Origin of the sequence: Rhodococcus aetherivorans (assembly GCF_011058165.1) — a bacterium.
GTDB lineage: Bacteria > Actinomycetota > Actinomycetes > Mycobacteriales > Mycobacteriaceae > Rhodococcus > Rhodococcus aetherivorans.
In genome coordinates this window covers 14,646-34,891 of the sequence record NZ_JAALEG010000070.1, presented here as the reverse complement: position 1 = coordinate 34,891, position 20,246 = coordinate 14,646, and the positions used below count along the sequence as shown (strand labels likewise).

Genomic DNA, 20,246 nt, shown 5'->3' with positions numbered 1-20,246 from the left:
GGGTTGACCGCGGGCCGGTTCGTGGCGCATCCGCAGGTCCCGGGGGCGCGGATGTATCGCACCGGCGACCTGGTGCGGTGGGTGCGGGCCGGGGGCCGGCTCGAACTCGAGTACCTCGGCCGGGGTGATCATCAGGTCAAGGTCCGCGGGATGCGGGTCGAGGTCGGGGAGATCGACGCGGCGCTCACGGGACTGCCCGAGGTCGACTACGCGGTCACCGTGGGGCGGCCCGGCCCGTCCGGCGCCCAGGTGCTCGTGTCGTACGTGCTCCCGGCTCCGGGGCAGGAACTCGACCCGGCCCGGGTGCAGCGCCGGACGGCCGAGCTGCTGCCCGGACACCTGGTGCCGGCGGCGGTCGTCGTGCTCGACGAGGTGCCGCTGACCCCGGTGGGCAAGCTGGACCGGGCGGCGCTGCCCGAGCCGGTGTTCGCGGCCGGCTCGGGGCGCGCACCGCGCACACCGACGGAGGAGGCGGTGGTCGCCGCGTTCGCGCAGGTGCTCGGCCTCGCGCAGGTCGGGATCGACGATTCGTTCTTCGACCTGGGCGGCAACTCCCTCGACGCCACCCGGGTCTGCGATCGGCTCGGCGCCGCCCTCGGGACCACCGTGCCGGTGATCCAGCTGTTCTCGGCGCCCACCCCGGTGGCCCTGGCCGCCCGCATCGAGGCCGCGGACACCGCCGGGCAGCCGGACTCACCGTTCGCGGTGCGGCTGCCGCTGCGCACCGAGGGCGACGGCGCCCCGCTGTTCTGCGTGCATCCGGCGGCCGGACTGGCCTGGTGCTACGCCGGGCTCGCCGCGCAACTCGCCCCCGGACGGCCGGTGTACGGACTGCAGTCCCCGCATCTCGAAGGCCTCGAGGACGCCCCGGAAACGATCGCCGCGTACGCCGAGCGATACGTCGACGAGATCCGCGCGGTCCAACCCAGCGGCCCGTACCACCTGCTCGGCTGGTCCCTCGGCGGATTCATCGCCCACGCCGTCGCCGCGCGGCTGCGCGAGACCGGCGAGGAGGTGGCGCTGCTCGCGCTGCTCGACGCGGACCTGATCGCCCGCGACGTTGCCGCGCCGGAACCGCTGACGGTCGGCGAACTCGTCGCCACCCTCGGTTCGTCGCTGGGCCTGCCCGACGCCGATCCGGCGCTGACGGCGGCCGAGGCCGCCGCGCTGATCCGGACCCACACCGGGGCCCCCGTCGACGCCGGTCACCTCGACCGGATGACCGCCGCCTACAACGGCTCGGCATCGCTGCTCGCCGGGTACCGGCCGCCGCTCTACGACGGCGATCTCGTCTTCGTCACCGCGACGGCCGACAAGACGCACCATGCCGGGGGCTTCGCCGGCTGGGGGCCCTACGTCACCGGCGCGATGCACAACCACCTGCTCGACGTCGAGCACGACCGGATGACCGCACCCGACGCGGTGCCCGCCCTGGCCGCGGTGCTCGATCGGCACCTCGGCGACGACCGGTACCTCGCCGCGTCCTGATCCCGCAGTCCACCCCTTCCGAACGGAGCACCATGTCCCCCTCGACCCCAGCCGTCCTCGTCGACGCCGTCACCAAGAGCTTCGGGCCGGTCCCGGCCCTGTGCGGCGTGAGCTTCACCGCCGAGGCCGGCGAGGTCCTCGGCGTCCTCGGCCCCAACGGCGCCGGCAAGACCACCACCGTGAACATCCTGTCCACCCTGCTGCGGCCGGATTCCGGTCGCGCCGTCGTCGCCGGCCACGACGTCGTCGCCGACGCGGCCGGGGTGCGCCGCGCGGTGATGCTCACCGGCCAGTACGCCGCCCTCGACGACATGCTCACCGGCTTCGAGAACCTGGTCCTGTTCGCCCGGCTGCTCGGGCTGCGGCGCCGCGCGGCCCGCGCCCGGGCGCGGGAACTGCTCGCCGAATTCGACCTCGAGGACGCCGCCGACCGGCGGGTCGGCAAGTACTCCGGCGGCATGCGCCGCCGCATCGACATCGCCTGCGGGCTCGTCGTCCCGCCCCAGGTGGTGTTCCTCGACGAGCCGACCACCGGGCTCGATCCGCGCAGCCGCCAACGGGTCTGGGACCTGATCGCCGGATTCAAATCCCAGGGCGTCACCACGCTGCTCACCACGCAGTACCTCGAGGAGGCCGACCTGCTCGCCGACCGGATCGTCGTCATCGACCGGGGCACCGTCGTCGCCGAGGGCACCCCCGCCCAGCTGAAGCAGCGCGTCGGCGCCACCTTCTGCGAGGTCGTCCCGGTGCGGGTGGCCGACGTGCCGGCCGTGGCGCACGTGCTCGGCCGGTTCGCGCCGGCCGCGGCGATCGAGGTCGCCGCCGACCGTGTCACGATCCCCGCGCCGCACGGCGCCGGCACCTTGGCGCAGGTCGCCACCGCCGTCGCCGCCCACGGCGTCGCCGTCTCCGACATCGCGCTGCGGCGACCGTCGCTGGACGAGGTCTTCCTCGCCCTCACCGCCGCCCGGCCGCGATTCGAGGTGGTGGCATGACCACGACGACCGTCGCACCGGTTCCCTCGCCGCTCTACCAGTGGTGGGTGCTGTCCGTACGCACCCTGATCCCGGCGATTCGCGGCGGCGAACTCGTCACCGCGCTCGTCGCGCCGCTCGTGTTCACCGTCGGGTTCTACGTGCCGCTGCAACGCGTGATCGCCCTGTTCACCGGCGGAACCGTCGATTACGGGCAGTTCCTGATGCCGCTGATCGCGTTGCAGGCCGTGTCCTTCACCGCGATCTCCGCCGCCTTCCTGGCCGCGACCGACGCGGTGCACGGCATCGACCGCCGCTTCGCGACGATGCCGATCGCGGCGGCCGTGCCGCTCGCCGCGCGCCTGTCCGCGAGCGCCGTCAAGTGCGCGCTGTCGCTCTCGGCGGCGATCGGCTGCGGGCACGTGATCGGGTTCCGGTTCGCCGGAATCGCCGCAGCCGTCGGGTTCTGCGCACTCGCGCTGACCGTCGGGATGGTCCTCACGCTCGGCGCCGACGTGATCGGCACCCTGTTCCGCAGCCCGGAAGCCACGACCCAGGCACTGATGCTGCCGCAGCTCGTGCTCGGGATGCTCTCCTGCGGCTTCGTCCCGATCGACCAGTTTCCGGCCTGGATCCAGCCGTTCGTCCGCAACCAGCCCGTCTCACAGTTCGCGTCGAGCCTGCGCGGTCTCGCCGACGGCACCGCCACCGCCACCGCGCTGACGCCGACGCTGCTGTGGCTCGGCGGGATCCTTCTGGTCGTCGTCCCCCTGGCGGCCCGCACGAATCGGAGACAGCGATGAGCACCACCGTGACCGCACCCGAGAACTCGGTACCCGCTCTCGTCAGGCACACCTGGCTGCAGGCGGGGCGCCTGCTCACCCGGTGGCGCCGGGATCCGATGACGATGCTGCAGAGCCTCGCCTACCCGGTGCTGCTGCTGCTCATGCTCGAGGCGGTGCTCGGCCGGCAGGTCTCGGCGTTCGCCGGGCACGACGCCCTGTACGGGACGGTGCCGATGGTCGTCGTGATGAGCGCCCTGCTCGGCTCGCTGGCCGGCGCCGTCACGCTCGGCCGCGAATGCGCGGCCGGGCTGCCCGCGCGGCTGTGGGTGCTGCCCGTCCACCGGGCGTCGGCGCTGGCGTCGCGGTTCCTCGCCGAGGCGGTGCGCATCGCCGTGACCACCGTCGTCATCGTCGCCGCCGGCTTCGTCCTCGGCTTCCGCTTCCAGCGGGGCCCGCTCGCCGCGATCGGCTTCCTGGCGGTGCCGGTGCTGTTCGGGGTGGCGTTCGCCGCGCTGGTCACCGCGGCCGCGCTCATGGCCGCGAAAACCGTTGTCATCGAATCGATCTCGCTGCTGTGCACGCTGATGCTGTTCTTCAACCCGGGGTTCGTGCCGATCGGTGCGTACCCGGAGGTGCTTGCGCCGGTGATCCGCAACCAGCCCATGACGAGTGCCGTCGAGACGATGCAGGCGCTCGCCCTCGGTGGCGCCGTCCAGGGGCCGCTGTTGCGCACCGTGGCCTGGTCGGTCGCCCTGCTCGCGGTGTGCGCCGTGCCGGTGATCCGCGGTTACCGGCGGGCACTGTGACCGGATCCGTCGGCGCGCCGGTGACAGTGACCCCCGTCGGGGTGGCGAATCCGCCACCTGGGGTGGCTGTTACCCGCCGCGCCCGCGCGGGAGTATCGATGCAGCGAACACACCGAATCCCGAAGGGAGGCATCATGACCGCCGTTGCCGAACCAGGCACCACCGACTCCGAACTGCCCCGTCTGCGCGCCGACATCGACGGCCTCGACGCCGAGATCCTCGCCGTGGTGCGGCGCCGCATCGCGCTCGAACGACGGATCGGGCAGCTCCGGGTCGGGACGGGCGCGCCCCGCGTCACCCACGCCCACGACATGAGCGTGATCCGCCGATACGCCGCGGAGCTCGGCGAGGACGGCACGGCCCTGGCCCTGGTCCTGCTGCGCCTGCGTTAGCGGTGCGGGGCAGTCCCGGGTCCACACCCACAATCCGCAGGGCCGCGCGCTCGCCGTCCGAGAGATCGCCCGCCGTCGCGCCGCGCGCAAGGTCTCGCCGCGCGGAAGGCGACGTCCCGCACCGTGATCGTCGCCGGCTCGTCGAAGCGTCGGCGCCTGCCGGATTCGAGGAGCCGGTGCACCCGCTCGGACCGGAGCAGGTTCGCATGCTCCTCCTCGAAACGCCGGCTCCGTTGCCGGCGCACCGCCGAGCTGCTCGTACGGCCTTGCGAGTGAGCAGCTCACAGACCCGGTCCGGCATGGGCTCCGCGCCGCGGAGCCGGCGCCCGGCGGTCGCGACGTCGAGTGGCCTCGCGACGGCGTGGGCGCGCATCGCCTCCGCCACATCAGCGACCCGAAGCCCCAAGGTGGCTGATACCGCGACCGGGCACAACGCGCGATCGGCACGGGCTTTCGCTTTCCGGGCAGACCGACGATCTCCCGTGGTACTCATCGGTTACCTCCTGCCCCTGCCGGAGAGCGAGGCCGACACTGCCACGACGTCCTCCGTCAGCTCCTCTACCAGCGCTGTAGCGCCCCTGTCGCGCAGTACCTCGGCCGTGGCCCCGACCGGTGACAAGCACCGCTCGGTCCGGGCCACGCCACGCCGAAGGGGGTGACCCCTCCCGCCACACGACCCTGGGGTAACCCCAGGTCGGATGACCCAGACGTACCGGGGGATCGCATATCGAGCTCCGGTGGTCACGGTCTACGAGTTCGATGGGTCGGCCCGGATCCACCGGCTCCGCTCGTACTACGACAAGCTGGCCATCGAAGAGCAGATCGCCGCGAGTCTTCCCGGGATCAAGGGATGGCTGTTGCGTAAGGTGACGCGCGTCCTCCTCGCGCAAGGGCGCACAGGCCTCGAGACCCCCACGGGGCCACCGCCGACCGGTGTGAGCTGAACCGCCGGCTCGTCCCGGTCGCCGGGTCCCTCGGCCGGCGTCGCCGGCCGAGGGCCGTCCATCCCCAGGAGGAGAATTCCTAATCGCGGGCCAGCGCCGCAACGGGAAGATCCGCGAACACCTCCGCCGGCGACACCGTTCCCGACAGCCGCCGCCCGGTGAGCCGATCGACCCAGAGTCCCGGCGGCAGGTCGAGCGTCGTGTCGCCCCACCCGGTTTCCTCCAGCGTGACAGTGTGCCGCGACGCGAGCGCCACCACGTCGACCTCCTCGGCCGCCGGGCCCCGCCCGAACCCGATCAGGTGACCGGCGGCCGGCCCCGACGCGGACAGCGGAACGTAGGCCCCGCCGACGAAGCTCGCCGGCCGCTCGCGGCGCAGGCGCAGCGCCGTCCGCACCACGGCGAGCTTCGCGGTGCCGGCGTCGTCCACGGCCGGCGGTGCGTCCTGTGCGAGCAGCCGGCGTCTGGTGGCGAAGTCCACGGGCCGCCGGTTGTCCGGGTCGACGAGCGAGTCCTCCCACAGTTCGGTGCCCTGGTACACGTCGGGGATGCCGGGTCCGAGCAGCTGCAGCAGCTTCTGCCCGAGCGAATCCGCGGAGAAATGAGGGGTCAGGGACGAGACGAACTCGGTCAGTGACGCGCCGACCGGCCCGTCGCACACTGCGTCGAGCCAGGCCGCCACCGCGCCCTCGAACTCCTCGTCCACCTCGGTCCAGGTGGTGCGCAAGCCGTTCTCCCGCAACGCCTTACGGGCGTACTCGCGCAGCCGCGACCGCAGTTCCCCGGTCACCACGCCGTCGCGCGGCCACGCGCCGAACAGGTTCTGCCACAGGAACAGCCCGGTGGCGGCGTCCGGCGGCGGGGCGACGGATTCCCATTCGGACAGGCACGCCGCCCACAGCTGCGGCACCTGGGAGAGCACCCCGATGCGGGCGCGGACGTCCTCGCCCCGCTTGGTGTCGTGCGTCGACAGCGACGTCATCGCCCGCGGCCACCGCCGCGCCCGCTCCGCCCACGCCAGGTGGAACTCGGCGACGGGCAACCCGAACCGTCCCGGGTGGCCACCGACTTCCTGCAGCGACACCAGCCGCGCCGCCCGGTAGAACAGGCAGTCCTCGACGGCCTTCGCCGTCGCGGCGCCGCACACCTGGCCGAACCGGGCCGCCGCCTCTCCGCCGCGGGCCAGGGCCCGGGCCAGCACCTCGAGGGCGGGTTCGAGCGCGACGTCGGCGCGGGCGCGGTCACCCAGGATGCGGGGCAGCATCCCGCCCAGCGACGCATAGTCCGACCGGTACACGGGCAGTTCCGCCGCCACCGCGATCACGGCGTCGCGCAGCCGCTCGTCCGGGCAGGTCGCATCGGCGGCATCTCGCCGCACGGCCCGCACCAGCCGGCGCACCTCCGGCGCCAGCCCCGTCTGCAGCACCGCGCGCTTGATCTGCTTCTCCTGCGCGTGCAGCCACTCCGCGTCGCCGGGGGTGCCGGTGCGGTCGAGTGACAGCGCGTTCAGGTCCTTCTCGCCCCGCGGATCGAGGAACACCGCACCGACCTCGCCGAGCGCGTCGTAGCCCGTGGTGCCGTCGACGGGCAGGGTCGGGTCGAGCGGTTCGCCGTCGCCGAGAATCTTCTCGATCACCAGCCACCGGTCCGGGCCGACGAGCCCGCGCAGCCGCCGCAGGTAGCCGGTCGGGTCGGCCAGGCCGTCGGGATGGTCCACGCGGACGCCGTCGGTGAGGTCGTCGTCCATCCACGACGCCACCTGGGCATGCACCGCGTCGAACACCGCGGGATCCTCCACCCGCACCGCGGCGAGGTCGTCGACGGTGAAGAACCGGCGGTACCCGATCAGGCCGCTGTCCCACGGCACCAGCCGATACGCCTGCCGCGCATGTACTTCCGCTCCGGTCCCGGCGTCGGTGCCCGGGGCGACGGGGAAGCGCCGCTCGTAGTAGGCCAGCGTCGGCTCGTCGCCGGTGCGGTCGACGGTCAGCTCCTCGACGTCGGCCGCCGAACCCAGCACGGGCAGGGCGATCCGGCCGTCGGTGCCGTTGTCCGCGGCCCAGTCGACGTCGAAGTAGGTCGCGTACCGCGAGTCGCGGCCGTGCCGCAGCACGTCCCACCACCACGGGTTCTCGCGGGGATCGCCGACGCCGACGTGGTTGGGCACGATGTCGATCAGCAGACCCATCCCGCGGGAGCGGACCTCGCGGGCGAGGGCCTCGAGGCCCGCGCGGCCGCCGAGCGCCGCCGACACCGTGGTCGGGTCCACCACGTCGTAGCCGTGGGTCGATCCGGCCGCGGCGCTGAGCACGGGGGACAGGTACACGTGTGAGACCCCGAGCGCCTCGAGGTAGTCCACGAGCGCGATCGCGTCCGCGAAGGTCGTCCCGTCGCCGGTGAGCTGCAGCCGATACGTCGACGACACCGGGCGCGGGCTCATGCGGTCCTCCGCAGCACCAGCAGCGAACGGGCCTGCACCCGCACCGACCCCCCGGCGGTCACGACCTGTTCGCGCAGTCCGTCCGGCACGTCCGTGTCCAGCGCCACCGACCATTCCTGTGCGTGCGGCCCGTCGGGGGTGACGAAGTCGATCGGCTCGTCGTGGGCGTTGAAGCACAGCAGGAACGAATCGTCGACGACGCGTTCGCCGCGCTGGTTCGGCTCGTGGATGCCCTCGCCGTTGAGGAACACCGACAGCGACTTGCCGAACCCGCTGTCCCAGTCCTCCGGGGTCATCTCCTCGCCCGCCGGGGTGCGCCAGGCGATGTCGCGGGACTGCTCGCCGCTGCGGATCGGCCGGCCCTCGAAGAACCGCCGCCGCCGGAACACCGGGTGCGACCGGCGCAGGGCGATCACGTTGCGGGTGAAGTCCAGCAGGTCCGCATTCGTCTCCGCGAGCGACCAGTCCATCCAGGACAGCTCGTTGTCCTGGCAGTAGACGTTGTTGTTGCCCTGCTGCGTGCGCCCGAACTCGTCGCCGTGCGCGATCATCGGGGTGCCCTGGGAGAGCATCAGCGTCGCCAGGATGTTGCGGCTCTGCCGCTGCCGCAGGGCCAGCACCTCCGGGTCGTCGGTGGGGCCCTCGGCGCCGCAGTTCCACGACCGGTTGTGCGACTCGCCGTCCATGTTGTTCTCGCCGTTGGCGTCGTTGTGCTTCTCGTTGTAGGAGACGAGGTCGGCGAGGGTGAAGCCGTCGTGCGCGGTGACGAAGTTGATCGAGGCGCTCGGGCGGCGGCCGGTGGCCTCGTACAGGTCCGACGAGCCGGTGAGCCGGGAGGCGAACTCGCCGAGAGTGGCCGGTTCACCGCGCCAGTAGTCGCGGACCGTGTCGCGGTACTTGCCGTTCCACTCGGTCCACAGGCCGGGGAAGTTCCCCACCTGGTAGCCGCCCTCGCCGACGTCCCACGGTTCGGCGATCAGCTTGACCTGCGAGACGATCGGATCCTGCTGCACCAGGTCGAAGAACGCGGACAGCCGGTCCACGTCGTGCAGTTCGCGGGCCAGGGTGGAGGCCAGGTCGAAGCGGAAGCCGTCGACGTGCATCTCGGTCACCCAGTAGCGCAGCGAATCCATGATCAGCTGCAGGGTGTGCGGGTGGCGGGCGTTGAGGCTGTTGCCGGTGCCGGTGTAGTCCATGTAGTAGGACTTGTCGTCGTCGACCAGCCGGTAGTAGGCGGCGTTGTCTATGCCGCGGAACGAGATGGTCGGTCCCAGGTGGTTGCCCTCCGCGGTGTGGTTGTAGACCACGTCGAGGATCACCTCGATGCCTGCCTCGTGGTAGGCGCGCACCATCGCCTTGAACTCGGCGACGACGCCGCTCGGGTTGCTCGCCGACGAGTAGTCCAGGTGCGGGGCCAGGAAGCCGAAGGTGTTGTAGCCCCAGTAGTTCCGCAGCCCACGGTCCAGCAGGACCTGATCGTGCATGAACTGGTGCACGGGCATCAGTTCGATCGCGGTGACCCCGAGGCTCTGCAGATGGTCGATGATCACCGGGTGCGCCAGTCCGGCGTAGGTGCCGCGCAGCTGCTCCGGCACGCCGGGATGGGTCGCGGTCATGCCCTTCACGTGGGCTTCGTAGATGACGGTCTCGTAGTAGGGCCGGCGCGGGTGCCGGTCGGAGGCCCAGTCGAAGAACGGGTTGATCACCACGGTCGTCATCGTGTGCCCGAGCGAATCGAGCTGCGGGAAATCGGGATTCGCCGGTGCGGCGGGCTCGGGGGCGGACTCGGCCGCCGTGTCGTCCCCGGTCCCGTCGTCCCCGGTCCCGTCGTCCCCGGTCTCGCCGGACCCGGTCCCGTCCGAGTCGTCCGCCTCGTCGGCGGTCGTGTTCCCGGCGGCCTCGGCGCCGGCCGTGTCCCCGGCGGCCTCGGCGCCGGCGTCCTCCGCGGCCCGGGCCGCCGGCTCCGGTGCCGACTGTGCCTCCTCGGCTCCTGCCGAATGCTCCGGTTCGGACGGTGCGTCCTCGGCCCCGACCATCGCGTACGAGAACAGGGACGCATCGCCGTCGAACGCGCCGTCGTAGGCCTTGCCGTAGGGGTCGAGCAGCAGCTTGCTCGGATCGCAGCGCAGACCCTGCGCCGGGTCGTAGGGGCCGTGCACCCGGTAGCCGTAGCGCTGGCCGGGGGTCACCGTGGGCAGGTAGACGTGCCAGACGTTGCCGTCGACCTCCTCGATCGGCACGCGGGTCTCGGTGCCGTCCTTGGCGATCAGGCACAGTTCGACCTTCTCGGCGACCTCGGAGAAGAGGGCGAAGTTCGTGCCCGCCCCGTCGTAGGTCGCGCCGAGCGGATATGCGCTCCCCGGCCACACCGGGATGTCGGCCGGGAGGGCCTCCGTGGACGTGCTCGGCTCGGTGGGTTCCATGACCGCAACCCTAACCGGATCGACGGTCGCGTACGGGGCGAGCGATCCTCCCCGGCACAGGCGACGATCGGCCCCGGGGCGGGGACGCCTACAGTCGATCCTCGTGACCGTTCGTCGTCTGAGTCCCGACCGGGTCGCCGCGCTCGACGCGGCGCACCTGTGGCACCCCTACGGAGCCGTCCCTGCATCGACCGCGCCGCTCGTGGTCGACGAGGCGCACGGGACCCGGCTGCGGCTGGCCGACGGCCGGGAACTCGTCGACGGCATGAGCTCGTGGTGGGCCGCCGTGCACGGATACCGCCACCCGGTCCTCGACGCGGCGGTCACGCAGCAGCTGGGCCGGATGAGCCACGTCATGTTCGGGGGCCTCACCCATGAGCCGGCCGCGCGGCTCGCGGAGCTGCTCGTGGAGATCACCCCCGACGGTCTGGACAAGGTCTTCCTCGCCGATTCCGGGTCGGTGTCGGTGGAGGTCGCGGTCAAACTCGCATTGCAGTATCAGCGCGCGGCCGGCAGGCCGGGACGTCACCGGCTCATGACGTGGCGCGGCGGCTACCACGGCGACACGTTCGCGCCGATGAGCGTGTGCGACCCCGAGGGCGGCATGCACTCGATGTGGACCGGCGTGCTGCAGCGGCAGGTGTTCGCCCCGGCGCCGCCCCGCGAGTTCGATCCGGCGTACGTCGCCGAGTTCGAAGCGCTGCTCGAAGCCCATACGGACGAGCTGGCCGCCGTGATCGTCGAGCCGGTGGTCCAGGGGGCGGGCGGGATGCGCTTCCACGACCCCCGCTATCTGAACGAGCTGCGCCGGATGTGCGACGCACACGGGCTGCTGCTGATCTTCGACGAGATCGCCACCGGGTTCGGCCGTACCGGGGAGCTGTTCGCCGCCGACCACGCGGCCGTCGCGCCGGACGTCATGTGCGTCGGCAAGGCGTTGACCGGTGGCTATCTGACCCTGGCCGCGGTGCTGTGCACATCGGCCGTCGCCGAAGTGGTCAGCGCGGGCGAGGGCGGCGGCATCATGCACGGCCCGACGTTCATGGGCAATCCGCTCGCGTGCGCGGTTGCCGTCGCTGCCGTGGAGTTGCTGCTGTCACGGGATTGGCGCGGCGAAGTGGCCACGCTGACCGCCGGCCTCGAGGCGGGCCTGGCGCCGGCGCGGGAGCTGCCGGGCGTGGTGGACGCGCGGGTGCTCGGCGGCATCGGCGTGCTCGAACTGGACCGGCCGGTGGACATGGGCGCCGCGACGGCGGCCGCCGTCGCGGCCGGAGTGTGGCTGCGCCCGTTCCGCAACCTGATCTACGCGATGCCGCCCTACGTCTGCAGCGCCGACGACGTGCAGAGGATCGCCGCGGGGATGTGCGCAGCGGCCCGGGCCTGATCCGGCCCGGCACGCCGGGTCACGAGCGGGGAACTCGCGGGGCGGCGGTCACCGCCGGCAGCCACCGCACGGGGAGGAATCGGCCGCCCGAAGCGTCACTTGAACAGTGTTCAGGTATGGTCTGCCGACATGACCGCCTTCGCCAGCCTCCAGTGGCTCGACGACGTCGCCGACGCCCGTCGCGCGGCGGGCCTGCGCCGCACCCTGCATCCGCGCACCCCGGCACCGGGCACCGTCGACCTCGCCTCCAACGACTACCTCGGGCTCGTCCGGCACCCCGAGGTCCTCGCCGCCGCGACCGCCGCGCTGCGCCGGTGGGGCGGCGGCGCCACCGGATCCCGCCTCGTCACGGGCACCACCAGCGAGCACGAACTGCTCGAGCGTGAACTCGCCGAGTTCACCGGCGCCGAGTCCGGCCTCGTATTCGCCAGCGGCTACGCCGCCAACCTCGGCGCCGTCACCGCCCTCGCCGACCGCGACACCCTCGTGGTCTCCGACGCGGGCTGCCACGCGTCCCTGGTCGACGCATGCCGGCTGACCCGCGCGCGGGTGCAGGTCGCCCCGCACGCCGACGTCGACTTCGTGCGGACGGCCCTCGCCACCCGCACCGAGCGGCGCGCCCTCGTGCTCACCGACTCCGTGTTCAGCGCCGACGGAGACCTCGCGCCGCTGCCGGAACTGCATGCGGCGTGCCGCGCGCACGGCGCACTGCTGCTCGTCGACGAGGCCCACGGGGTCGGAGTCCGCGGTGAGGGGGGCCGCGGACTCGTCCACGAGGCGGGTCTCGCCGGCGAACCCGACGTCGTGGTCACCGCCACGCTGTCGAAGTCCCTGGCCTCGCAGGGCGGCGTGGTCCTCGCCGACACCCGCGTGCGGGCCCACCTGATCGACGCCGCCCGCACCTTCATCTTCGACACCGGTCTCGCGCCCGCGGCCGTCGGCGCCGCCCGCGGTGCGCTGCGCGTGCTGCGCGACGAGCCGCAACGGGCCACCGCCGTGCTCGAACGGGCCGCCGACCTGGCCCGGATCACCGGCGTCGCCGCCCCCACGTCGGCGGTGGTGTCGGTGATCCTCGGTGACCCGCAGGTCGCGTTCGACGCCGCCCAGGCGTGCCGCAGCCGGGGCGTCCACGTCGGCTGCTTCCGGCCGCCGTCCGTCCCCGAGGGCACGTCCCGGCTGCGGCTGACCGCGCGCGCGAATCTCGGCGCCGACGAGCTCGCCCGCATCGAAAGCGTCCTCACCGACGTGCTGGCCGGGGTGCGGGCATGACCGTCCTGTGTGTGACCGGCACCTCCACCGAGGTGGGCAAGACCGTCGTCACGGCGGCCTACGCCGCCGTGGCCGCCGCGGCGGGCCTGCGGGTCGCCGTGTGCAAACCGGCGCAGACCGGCGTCGCCGACGACGCACCCGGCGACCTCGCCGAGATCGCCCGGCTCACCGGGCACCGGGTCCACACCGTCGAACTGGCCCGCTACCCGGAGCCGCTCGCACCGGACACCGCGGCGCGGCGCAGCGGGCGGTCGCCGCTGCACCTGCCCGACGTCGTCACCGCCGTGCGGGCACTCGCGGACGCGTACGACCTGGTGCTCGTCGAGGGGGCCGGCGGGCTGCTCGTCCGGCTGGGTGCGGACGGGTTCACCCTCCTCGACGTCGCCGCCGCGCTGAGCGCCCCCACCGTCGTGGTGGCGGCCCCCGCCCTGGGCACCCTGAACCACAGCGCGCTGACCGTCGCCGCGCTGCAGGCCGGCGGCGTCGAGTGCGCGGGCCTGGTGATCGGCGCGTGGCCGGAGCAGCCCGGTCTGGCCGAGCGGTGCAATCTGCAGGACCTGCCCGAGGTGACCGGCGTGCCCGTCCTCGGGCGTATCCCGGCGGACAGTGGCGCCCTCGACGCCGTGGCCTTCGGCGAGCAGGCCGCACGCTGGCTGCCGGCCGACCGGACCGGGCTGCCGATGCGATCCTGACGCCCGTCGCGGCCCCCGGTCGGCGCCCCGGCACGTTTCCTGCAGGTGAACGAATGTGCGAAGACGGCGAGTTCGGGTAGGGTGTCCGATGCGGTTGAGACACCAGCCGTAGTGCCTGTGAGGTACGCGTTCCGACTACGCGTCCCTACGTCAGTGCTACGCAGTGCTCGTCGCGTTGGGTGTCGACTGCTGCGTTTCACCGACCGAGGCAGGACCGGAAGTCGGTGTAGGAGACAGCGCAGGCGATGACGGTGCTCGATCACCAGCAGTGGGAGACTGCCCGCATGCGGGCCGTTTCCCGCTACAACATTCTCGACACCCCGGCCGACGGCACGTTCGACCGGATCGCCCGACTGGCTGCGTCCTGGTTCGGCACCCCGATCGCCACGGTGACGATCGTCGACGAGGACCGCATCTGGTTCAAGGCCGCCCACGGCCTCGAGGGGGTGCGGCAGATCGACCGCGACCCGGGCCTGTGCGCCTCCGCGATTCTCTGCGACCGTCCCTATGTGGTGGCCGATGCCCGGACCGACCCGCGGACCGCGCAGAATCCCCTCGTCCAGGGCGAGCTGGGGGTGCGGTTCTACGCCGCCGCCCCCATCACCACCGCGGACGGCTACCGGCTCGGCACGGTCAACGTCCTCGACACCCGGCCCCGGGAGGTCTCCGCCGCGGACCTGTCCGTCCTCGAGGACCTCGCGTCGGTGGTGATGGATCAGCTGGAGCTGCGGTTGTCGGCGCTGGCCACCGTCCGGGCCGAACGGGACCTGCGGCTGCAGGCCGAGCGCGACCGGCACGTGCTCGCCGAACTCGCCACGACCCTGCAGCGGACCCTGCTGCCGCCGTCGCTGCCGGCCATCGAGGGCATAGAGCTCGCGTGCCACTACCATGCGGCGTCCTCCCAGCAGGTCGGCGGCGACTTCTACGACGTGTTCCACCTCGGTGACGACCGGTGGGCGTTCTTCCTCGGGGATGTCGAGGGGCACGGGCCCGTCGCGGCCTCGGTCACCTCGCTGATCAGGTACACGCTGCGGGCGGCCGCCGTGCGATTCTCCGACCCGCGGCTGGCGCTGGCCGAACTCAACACCGTCCTGCTGCTCGACCCGCAGCAGCACCGGTTCTGCACCGTGATGCTCGGGATCATCGAACCGAACCTCGAGGGTCGCGAGGGCGCCCGGGTGACCCTCGCCACCGGCGGGCATCCGCCCGCCCTGCTGCTGCGGCGCTCGGGGGCGGTCTGCGCTGCGGTCGGCGTGCGCGGCATGCTGGTGGGCGCGCTGTCCGAGGCCCGCTTCGGAGCGTGCACCGTCGACCTCGAGCCGGGGGAGACGCTGCTGCTCTACACCGACGGACTCACCGAGGCCCGCCCCGACGGGCGGGAGATCTTCGGGGAGGAGAACGTCGTCGCATTCCTCTCCGCGCGAGTGCCGGACGCCACCCCGATCAGCCTCGTCGCCGAGCTTTCCGAATTGATTCCCAGCCTGCGGGCGCAGGACGACATCGCCCTGCTCGCCGTGGGTGTACCCCGTTGACTTCCGATCCCCGGATCGGACCCGCTATCGCACAGGAGGACAGAGTCTTGCATGATGGACAGATGAACGAAGCGACTTCCGAACAGCCGATCATGGCCGTATCCCAGACGTGGAGCGGCGACATCGCGGTGCTGTCGGTGGCCGGTGACGTGGATCTGGTCAGCGTCCCGCAGCTCGAGGAGGAAGCCGTCGCCACCCTGGGTAACGACAAGTGCCGGGGTCTGATCGTGGACCTGGGTGCCGTCAACTTCCTTGCCTCGGTGGGCATCGCCGTGCTGGTGGACCTGTCGAAGAAGACCGCCGGCACGATCCCCTACGCCGTCGTCGCGCAGGGCTCGGCCACCGCGCGGCCCCTGTCGCTGCTCGGGCTCGACGAGGTGTTCCCGATCCACAGCCGCCTCGACGAGGCGCTGGCCGCCCTGCAGGCCGACAAGGCCGGCACGGAGGCATGAGCCGACAAGGGCGGCAGGGAGGCATGAGCCGACAAGGGCGGCAGGGAGGCATGAGCCGACAAGGGCGGCAGGGAGGCATGCGCCGGGCGGAGACCTGGCACGCCGGACACGAACCGGTCGGGGACCTGTCGACGACGAGGGAACGAGGATGCAGACGCGAGGCGTAGCACCAGCCTTTCTGACGACCGGACTGTACTACCGCGGCGTACGCGCCGAGGCCTCGCAGGTGACGATGCTGCGGCAGGCTCTCGATCGGTGGCTCAGCGGCCTGCGGCTCGCCGAGGTCGGTGGCCAGGATGTGCTGCTGGCCAGTTACGAGGCGCTCGCGAACGCGGTGGAGCACGCTTACGCCGACGGTGACGGCACGGTCGACCTCGAGGCGAAGTACTCGCCTCAGGACCGGTGCGTCGAGATCGTCGTCACCGATCGCGGGCACTGGCGGGAATCGGCCGTGCCGACCGCCGGGAGCTCGCGCGGGCACGGCCTGACGCTGATCCGGAACCTGGCCGCGGACACCGACCTGGCCGTCAATTCCGACGGCACCGTGGTGGCGATGCGCTGGCACCTGCCGCAGGAGGCCTCGGCCTTCTCGGGTTGATCCGGGCCGCCGGGGCGGCGTCTCCTGCTCGCCCGACGGCTGGTCGACCGAACGACTCCGGCCCCGGCGCACGACGCGCCGGGGCCGGAGTCGATTTCGTGGACGGAGTCAGGCCGGTTGCGGGTCCCGGCGGGCCCCGGCGTCACCGTTCAGGGCGAACACCGAGGTGCACACGGTCCCGGCGGGCACCGTGACGTCCCCGCGGGACCGGGTCACGGTGTCGCCGAGCAGGTCGTGTTCGACGAGTGCCTCGAGGATCCGTTCGGGGGCGTCGTGCACGCAGACGCAGGGGATGCCGGCGGCGCGCACGGACTGCATCGTCATCGCCTCGGCGGGAGAGCAGGCGCCGTCGAGCACCTCCTCGGTGACGATCGCGCACACCACCCGGCCCGGGGCGAAGGTGTCGGTGAAACCGAGTCCGTGGTGACGCGCCCACGTCCGCAGCTCGGCACCGCGGGCGCCGTCGAGCACCCGGGAGCAGTCACCGACGATCAGCAGTTCGCCGGCCGGTACCCCTTCGATCGATCCTGAACTCATCTGATCCCCTGCTTTCCACATCGACGTCGTCGACCTCATGCGCGCCCGGTGCTCGCCGACCGCTCGTCGGTGCGTGGTTCGGCGAACATCGCCTCGATGCGGCGCTTGATCTCCTCGGTACTCATGGCCGAGCCGGCCGAGGCCGTGGCGCGACGGGAAGCGGCGGAGGCGAACAAGGTGGTCTGCATGACGGTTTCGGTCCTTACTCTCTTCAGCGCGAGCTGTTTTCACACTGGCACCAAAGCTTTCCCGGATGCGGGATTTTCGAAACCTGTAGCAGAGATTTCACATTTCCTGGACTGAAATGTCCGGATCCGGGGCGGATAGGCCGCCCGGCGGGGCGTTTACGCGCCGATCGCCGGATTCGCATGTGTTGCCGCGCGAATGTCGTACTGTGATAGCTGTCACATCGAGTCGGCAGGTGTCGACGTGCCGACCGCCCTCTCGGAGGTACGAATGTCCACCACCGAAATGCAGGAACTGCACCGCACCATCGGTCACCTTCGGCACTGCCTGACCTCGCTCCGGTCGAGGTACGGCGACGCCGCTGCGGTGCGCCGCCTGATCAACGACGTGGACCGGCTCGACATCGACGCGCAGGATCTGGCGGCCTCGCCGCCGCGCGAGACGTCCCGGCCGGCCGGCGAGCGGATTCCGATCCCCGACACCCCGTACGACGAGATCTTCCGCGGCGTCGACTGTGACGACGAGGGGCTCGGCGGCCTGCACGGCTCGCGGTGAGCGCCCCCGCGGCAGGCGCCGGCGTCCGGTCCTCGACGCGGGCCCGGATCGCGGCGCGCACGCTACGCACCGACCGGTGGTGGCAACCGCCCGTGCTCACCACGCTCGGGCTGGCCGTCTTCGTCGTCTACGCGACGATTCGGTCCTTCGTGCGCACCGCGTACTGGGTGGAGGAGTACCACTACCTCACGCCGTTCTACTCGCCGTGCGTCAGCGCGTCGTGCGTGCCCGGCGCCCGGCACTTCGGGACGTGGGTGGGCGAGCTGCCCATGTGGATCCCCCTGGCGTTCCTGTCGCTGCCGTTCCTGCTCGGATTCCGGCTGACGTGCTACTACTACCGCAAGGCCTACTATCGCTCGATCTGGCTGGCGCCGCCGGCCTGCGCCGTCGCCGAGCCGCACGCCCGGTACACGGGGGAGACGCGGCTGCCGCTGCTGATCCAGAACTCGCACCGCTACTTCTTCTACGTTGCGCTCGTCATCTCGGCGATCAACACCTATGACGCGATCGTCGCGTTCCACGGTTCCGGCGGCGGGTTCGGCTTCGGCCTCGGCAACCTCATCCTGGTGGGGAACGTGCTGCTCCTGTGGGCGTACACCGTCTCGTGCCACTCGTGCCGGCACGTCACCGGCGGCCGGCTCAAGCACTTCTCGAAACACCCGCTGCGTTACCGGATCTGGACGGCGGTTTCCCGGCTCAACACCCGGCACATGCAACTGGCGTGGACCACGCTGGGCACCCTGATGATCACGGATTTCTACATCATGCTCGTGGCGAGCGGCACCATCTCGGACCTGCGGTTCGTCGGCTGAGCCACGACGACGGCCCGGGCGCCGGCCCCGGGCCGACTCGGCAGCGAAGGAGGACTGGATGGCGGACGTCGAACGGCACAGCTACGACGTGGTGGTCATCGGCGCGGGCGGGGCGGGGCTGCGCGCCGTCATCGAGGCGCGTCAACGCGGACTGCGGGTCGCGGTCGTGTGCAAGTCGCTGTTCGGCAAGGCGCACACCGTCATGGCGGAGGGCGGTTGCGCCGCCGCGATGGGCAACGCCAACCCGCACGACTCGTGGCAGGTGCACTTCCAGGACACCATGCGAGGAGGCAAGTTCCTCAACAACTGGCGCATGGCCGAACTGCACGCCCGCGAGGCGCCCGACCGGGTGTGGGAACTCGAAACCTACGGTGCGTTGTTCGACCGCACCCCCGACGGCCGGATCAGCCAGCGCAACTTCGGCGGTCACACCTATCCGCGGCTGGCGCACGTCGGTGACCGCACCGGCCTCGAGCTGATCCGCACGATGCAGCAGAAGATCGTGTCCCTGCAGCAGGAGGACCACGCCGCCACGGGCGACTACGACGCCCGGGTGCGGGTGTTCGCCGAATGCACCGTCACCGAACTGCTGAAGGACGCCGAGGGCCGCATCGCCGGTGCGTTCGGGTACTGGCGCGAGTCCGGCCGGTTCGTGCTGTTCGAGGCGCCCGCCGTCGTCGTGGCCACTGGCGGGATCGGCAAGTCCTGGAAGGTGACGTCGAACTCGTGGGAGTACACCGGCGACGGTCACGCTCTCGCGCTGCGGGCCGGGGCCGCCCTGATCAACATGGAGTTCGTCCAGTTCCACCCCACCGGGATGGTGTGGCCGCCGAGCGTCAAGGGCATCCTCGTCACCGAGGGGGTGCGCGGCGACGGCGGGGTCCTGAAGAACTCCGAGAACGAGCGGTTCATGTTCTCGTACATCCCACCGGTGTTCAAAGGCCAGTACGCGGAGACGGAGGAGGAGGCCGACCGCTGGTACACCGACCAGGAGAACAACCGCCGCACCCCGGACCTGTTGCCGCGCGACGAGGTCGCCCGCGCCATCAATTCCGAGGTCAAGGCCGGTCGCGGCACCCCGCACGGCGGGGTGTTCCTCGACATCGCCTCGCGCATGCCCGCCGAGGAGATCGTCCGGCGGCTGCCGTCGATGCACCACCAGTTCAAGGAGCTCGCCGACGTCGACATCACCGCGGAGGCGATGGAGGTCGGCCCCACCTGCCACTACGTGATGGGCGGCATCGAGGTCGATCCGGAGACCGGTGCCGCGTCCGTGCCCGGACTGTTCGCCGCCGGCGAGTGCTCGGGCGGCATGCACGGGTCGAACCGGCTCGGCGGCAACTCCCTGTCGGATCTGTTGGTGTTCGGCCGGCGCGCCGGCCTCGGCGCCGCCGACTACGTGCAGGGCCTCGGGCACCGCCCGCGCGTCGCCGAGGCGGACGTCACGGCCGCGGCGCGTACGGCGCTGGCCCCGTTCGATCCCGCCGAGCCCGCGACGGCGGAGAACCCCTACACCCTGCACACCGGGCTGCAACAGTCCATGCAGGACCTGGTGGGCATCATCCGGCGCGCCGACGAGATCGCCCGTGCCCTCGACGTCCTCGGCGCGTTGCGGGCGCGGATCCGGAACGTCGCCGTGGAGGGGCATCGGCAGTTCAATCCCGGCTGGCACCTCGCCCTGGACCTGCGCAACATGCTGCTCGTGAGCGAGTGCGTGGCCCGGGCGGCGTTGCTGCGCACCGAGAGCCGCGGCGGGCACACGCGCGACGATCATCCGTCGATGGACCCGAACTGGCGCCGGACGCTGCTCGTGTGCCGCACGGACGGTGGTGACGAGTCGATCCCGGATGTCACGGTGGCACCCGAACAGCAGGTGCCCATGCGACCGGACCTGTTGGCGCTGTTCGATTTCGAGGAACTCGCCAAGTACTACACCGACGACGAACTCGCGGAACATCCGGGACGGAGGCCGTAGCC

General features: G+C 71.9%; 19 protein-coding genes. 15 read left to right on the top strand and 4 right to left on the bottom strand.

The window, feature by feature from the left end:
- The 6 genes from G6039_RS22665 to G6039_RS22640 all read left to right on the top strand — a co-directional run.
- The coding region (locus G6039_RS22665) for a thioesterase domain-containing protein (protein ID WP_241258879.1) at window positions 1-1,488 on the top strand (1,488 nt) is incomplete at its 5' end.
- 32 nt (window positions 1,489-1,520) lie between these two features.
- Complete coding sequence (locus G6039_RS22660; protein WP_006935398.1) at window positions 1,521-2,483, top strand: daunorubicin resistance protein DrrA family ABC transporter ATP-binding protein; 963 nt, start codon at window positions 1,521-1,523, stop codon at window positions 2,481-2,483.
- Entirely contained in the window at window positions 2,480-3,265 is a 786-nt protein-coding gene (locus tag G6039_RS22655; RefSeq protein WP_043798909.1) for an ABC-2 transporter permease, read from the top strand. Before G6039_RS22660 ends, G6039_RS22655 begins: the two co-directional genes overlap by 4 nt.
- A complete protein-coding gene (locus tag G6039_RS22650; protein ID WP_029544126.1) occupies window positions 3,262-4,053 on the top strand; it encodes an ABC transporter permease in 792 nt (263 codons plus the stop codon). Before G6039_RS22655 ends, G6039_RS22650 begins: the two co-directional genes overlap by 4 nt.
- A gap of 134 nt (window positions 4,054-4,187) precedes the next feature.
- Window positions 4,188-4,445, top strand: coding sequence for a chorismate mutase (locus G6039_RS22645; RefSeq protein WP_043798912.1), 258 nt, complete (start codon window positions 4,188-4,190; stop codon window positions 4,443-4,445).
- Window positions 4,446-5,143: 698 nt separating this feature from the next.
- Complete coding sequence (locus G6039_RS22640) at window positions 5,144-5,389, top strand: nuclear transport factor 2-like protein (RefSeq protein WP_152103945.1); 246 nt, start codon at window positions 5,144-5,146, stop codon at window positions 5,387-5,389.
- 79 nt (window positions 5,390-5,468) lie between these two features.
- Here G6039_RS22640 and treY read toward each other — a convergent pair whose 3' ends face one another.
- Together treY and glgX are read right to left on the bottom strand one after the other, a co-directional pair.
- Window positions 5,469-7,829: a malto-oligosyltrehalose synthase gene (gene treY / locus G6039_RS22635; RefSeq protein WP_043798915.1), complete on the bottom strand. Its 2,361-nt coding sequence runs from the start codon at window positions 7,827-7,829 to the stop codon at window positions 5,469-5,471.
- Window positions 7,826-10,252 (bottom strand): glycogen debranching protein GlgX, encoded by a 2,427-nt coding sequence (gene glgX / locus G6039_RS22630; RefSeq protein WP_043798917.1) that lies wholly within the window; start codon window positions 10,250-10,252, stop codon window positions 7,826-7,828. The genes treY and glgX overlap by 4 nt, the downstream gene beginning before the upstream one ends.
- 103 nt (window positions 10,253-10,355) lie before the next feature.
- On the opposite strand from glgX, the gene G6039_RS22625 reads away from it, so the two are divergent.
- From G6039_RS22625 to G6039_RS22600, 6 genes are all read left to right on the top strand, one after another.
- Entirely contained in the window at window positions 10,356-11,636 is a 1,281-nt protein-coding gene (locus G6039_RS22625) for an adenosylmethionine--8-amino-7-oxononanoate transaminase (RefSeq protein ID WP_043798919.1), read from the top strand.
- Between the two features lie 129 nt (window positions 11,637-11,765).
- A complete protein-coding gene (locus G6039_RS22620; RefSeq protein ID WP_043798921.1) occupies window positions 11,766-12,905 on the top strand; it encodes an 8-amino-7-oxononanoate synthase in 1,140 nt (379 codons plus the stop codon).
- Window positions 12,902-13,597, top strand: a complete 696-nt coding sequence (gene bioD / locus G6039_RS22615; RefSeq protein ID WP_043798923.1) for a dethiobiotin synthase — start codon at window positions 12,902-12,904, stop codon at window positions 13,595-13,597. The genes G6039_RS22620 and bioD overlap by 4 nt, the downstream gene beginning before the upstream one ends.
- A gap of 245 nt (window positions 13,598-13,842) precedes the next feature.
- Window positions 13,843-15,129, top strand: coding sequence for a PP2C family protein-serine/threonine phosphatase (locus G6039_RS22610; RefSeq protein ID WP_043798925.1), 1,287 nt, complete (start codon window positions 13,843-13,845; stop codon window positions 15,127-15,129).
- 62 nt (window positions 15,130-15,191) lie between these two features.
- Window positions 15,192-15,581 (top strand): STAS domain-containing protein, encoded by a 390-nt coding sequence (locus G6039_RS22605; protein WP_043798927.1) that lies wholly within the window; start codon window positions 15,192-15,194, stop codon window positions 15,579-15,581.
- Window positions 15,582-15,729: 148 nt separating this feature from the next.
- Window positions 15,730-16,179 carry an ATP-binding protein gene (locus tag G6039_RS22600; RefSeq protein WP_006946173.1) on the top strand — a complete coding sequence of 150 codons (450 nt, stop codon included), beginning with the start codon at window positions 15,730-15,732 and terminating at the stop codon, window positions 16,177-16,179.
- 108 nt (window positions 16,180-16,287) lie between these two features.
- Here the strand turns inward: G6039_RS22600 and G6039_RS22595 are convergent, their stop codons facing one another.
- Together G6039_RS22595 and G6039_RS22590 are read right to left on the bottom strand one after the other, a co-directional pair.
- A complete protein-coding gene (locus G6039_RS22595) occupies window positions 16,288-16,716 on the bottom strand; it encodes a hypothetical protein (RefSeq protein ID WP_029544103.1) in 429 nt (142 codons plus the stop codon).
- A 35-nt stretch (window positions 16,717-16,751) separates the two neighbouring features.
- Complete coding sequence (locus tag G6039_RS22590; RefSeq protein ID WP_006946171.1) at window positions 16,752-16,904, bottom strand: hypothetical protein; 153 nt, start codon at window positions 16,902-16,904, stop codon at window positions 16,752-16,754.
- A gap of 268 nt (window positions 16,905-17,172) precedes the next feature.
- Between G6039_RS22590 and G6039_RS22585 the strand changes: the two genes are divergently transcribed.
- Genes G6039_RS22585 through G6039_RS22575 form a run of 3 tightly spaced genes read left to right on the top strand, consistent with a single transcriptional unit; the run spans window position 17,173 to window position 20,244 of the window.
- A complete protein-coding gene (locus G6039_RS22585; protein ID WP_006946170.1) occupies window positions 17,173-17,457 on the top strand; it encodes a hypothetical protein in 285 nt (94 codons plus the stop codon).
- Window positions 17,454-18,269: a hypothetical protein gene (locus G6039_RS22580; RefSeq protein ID WP_029544101.1), complete on the top strand. Its 816-nt coding sequence runs from the start codon at window positions 17,454-17,456 to the stop codon at window positions 18,267-18,269. The genes G6039_RS22585 and G6039_RS22580 overlap by 4 nt, the downstream gene beginning before the upstream one ends.
- Window positions 18,270-18,327: 58 nt before the next feature.
- Window positions 18,328-20,244 (top strand): fumarate reductase/succinate dehydrogenase flavoprotein subunit, encoded by a 1,917-nt coding sequence (locus G6039_RS22575; protein ID WP_006946168.1) that lies wholly within the window; start codon window positions 18,328-18,330, stop codon window positions 20,242-20,244.
- Window positions 20,245-20,246 lie beyond the last annotated feature (2 nt).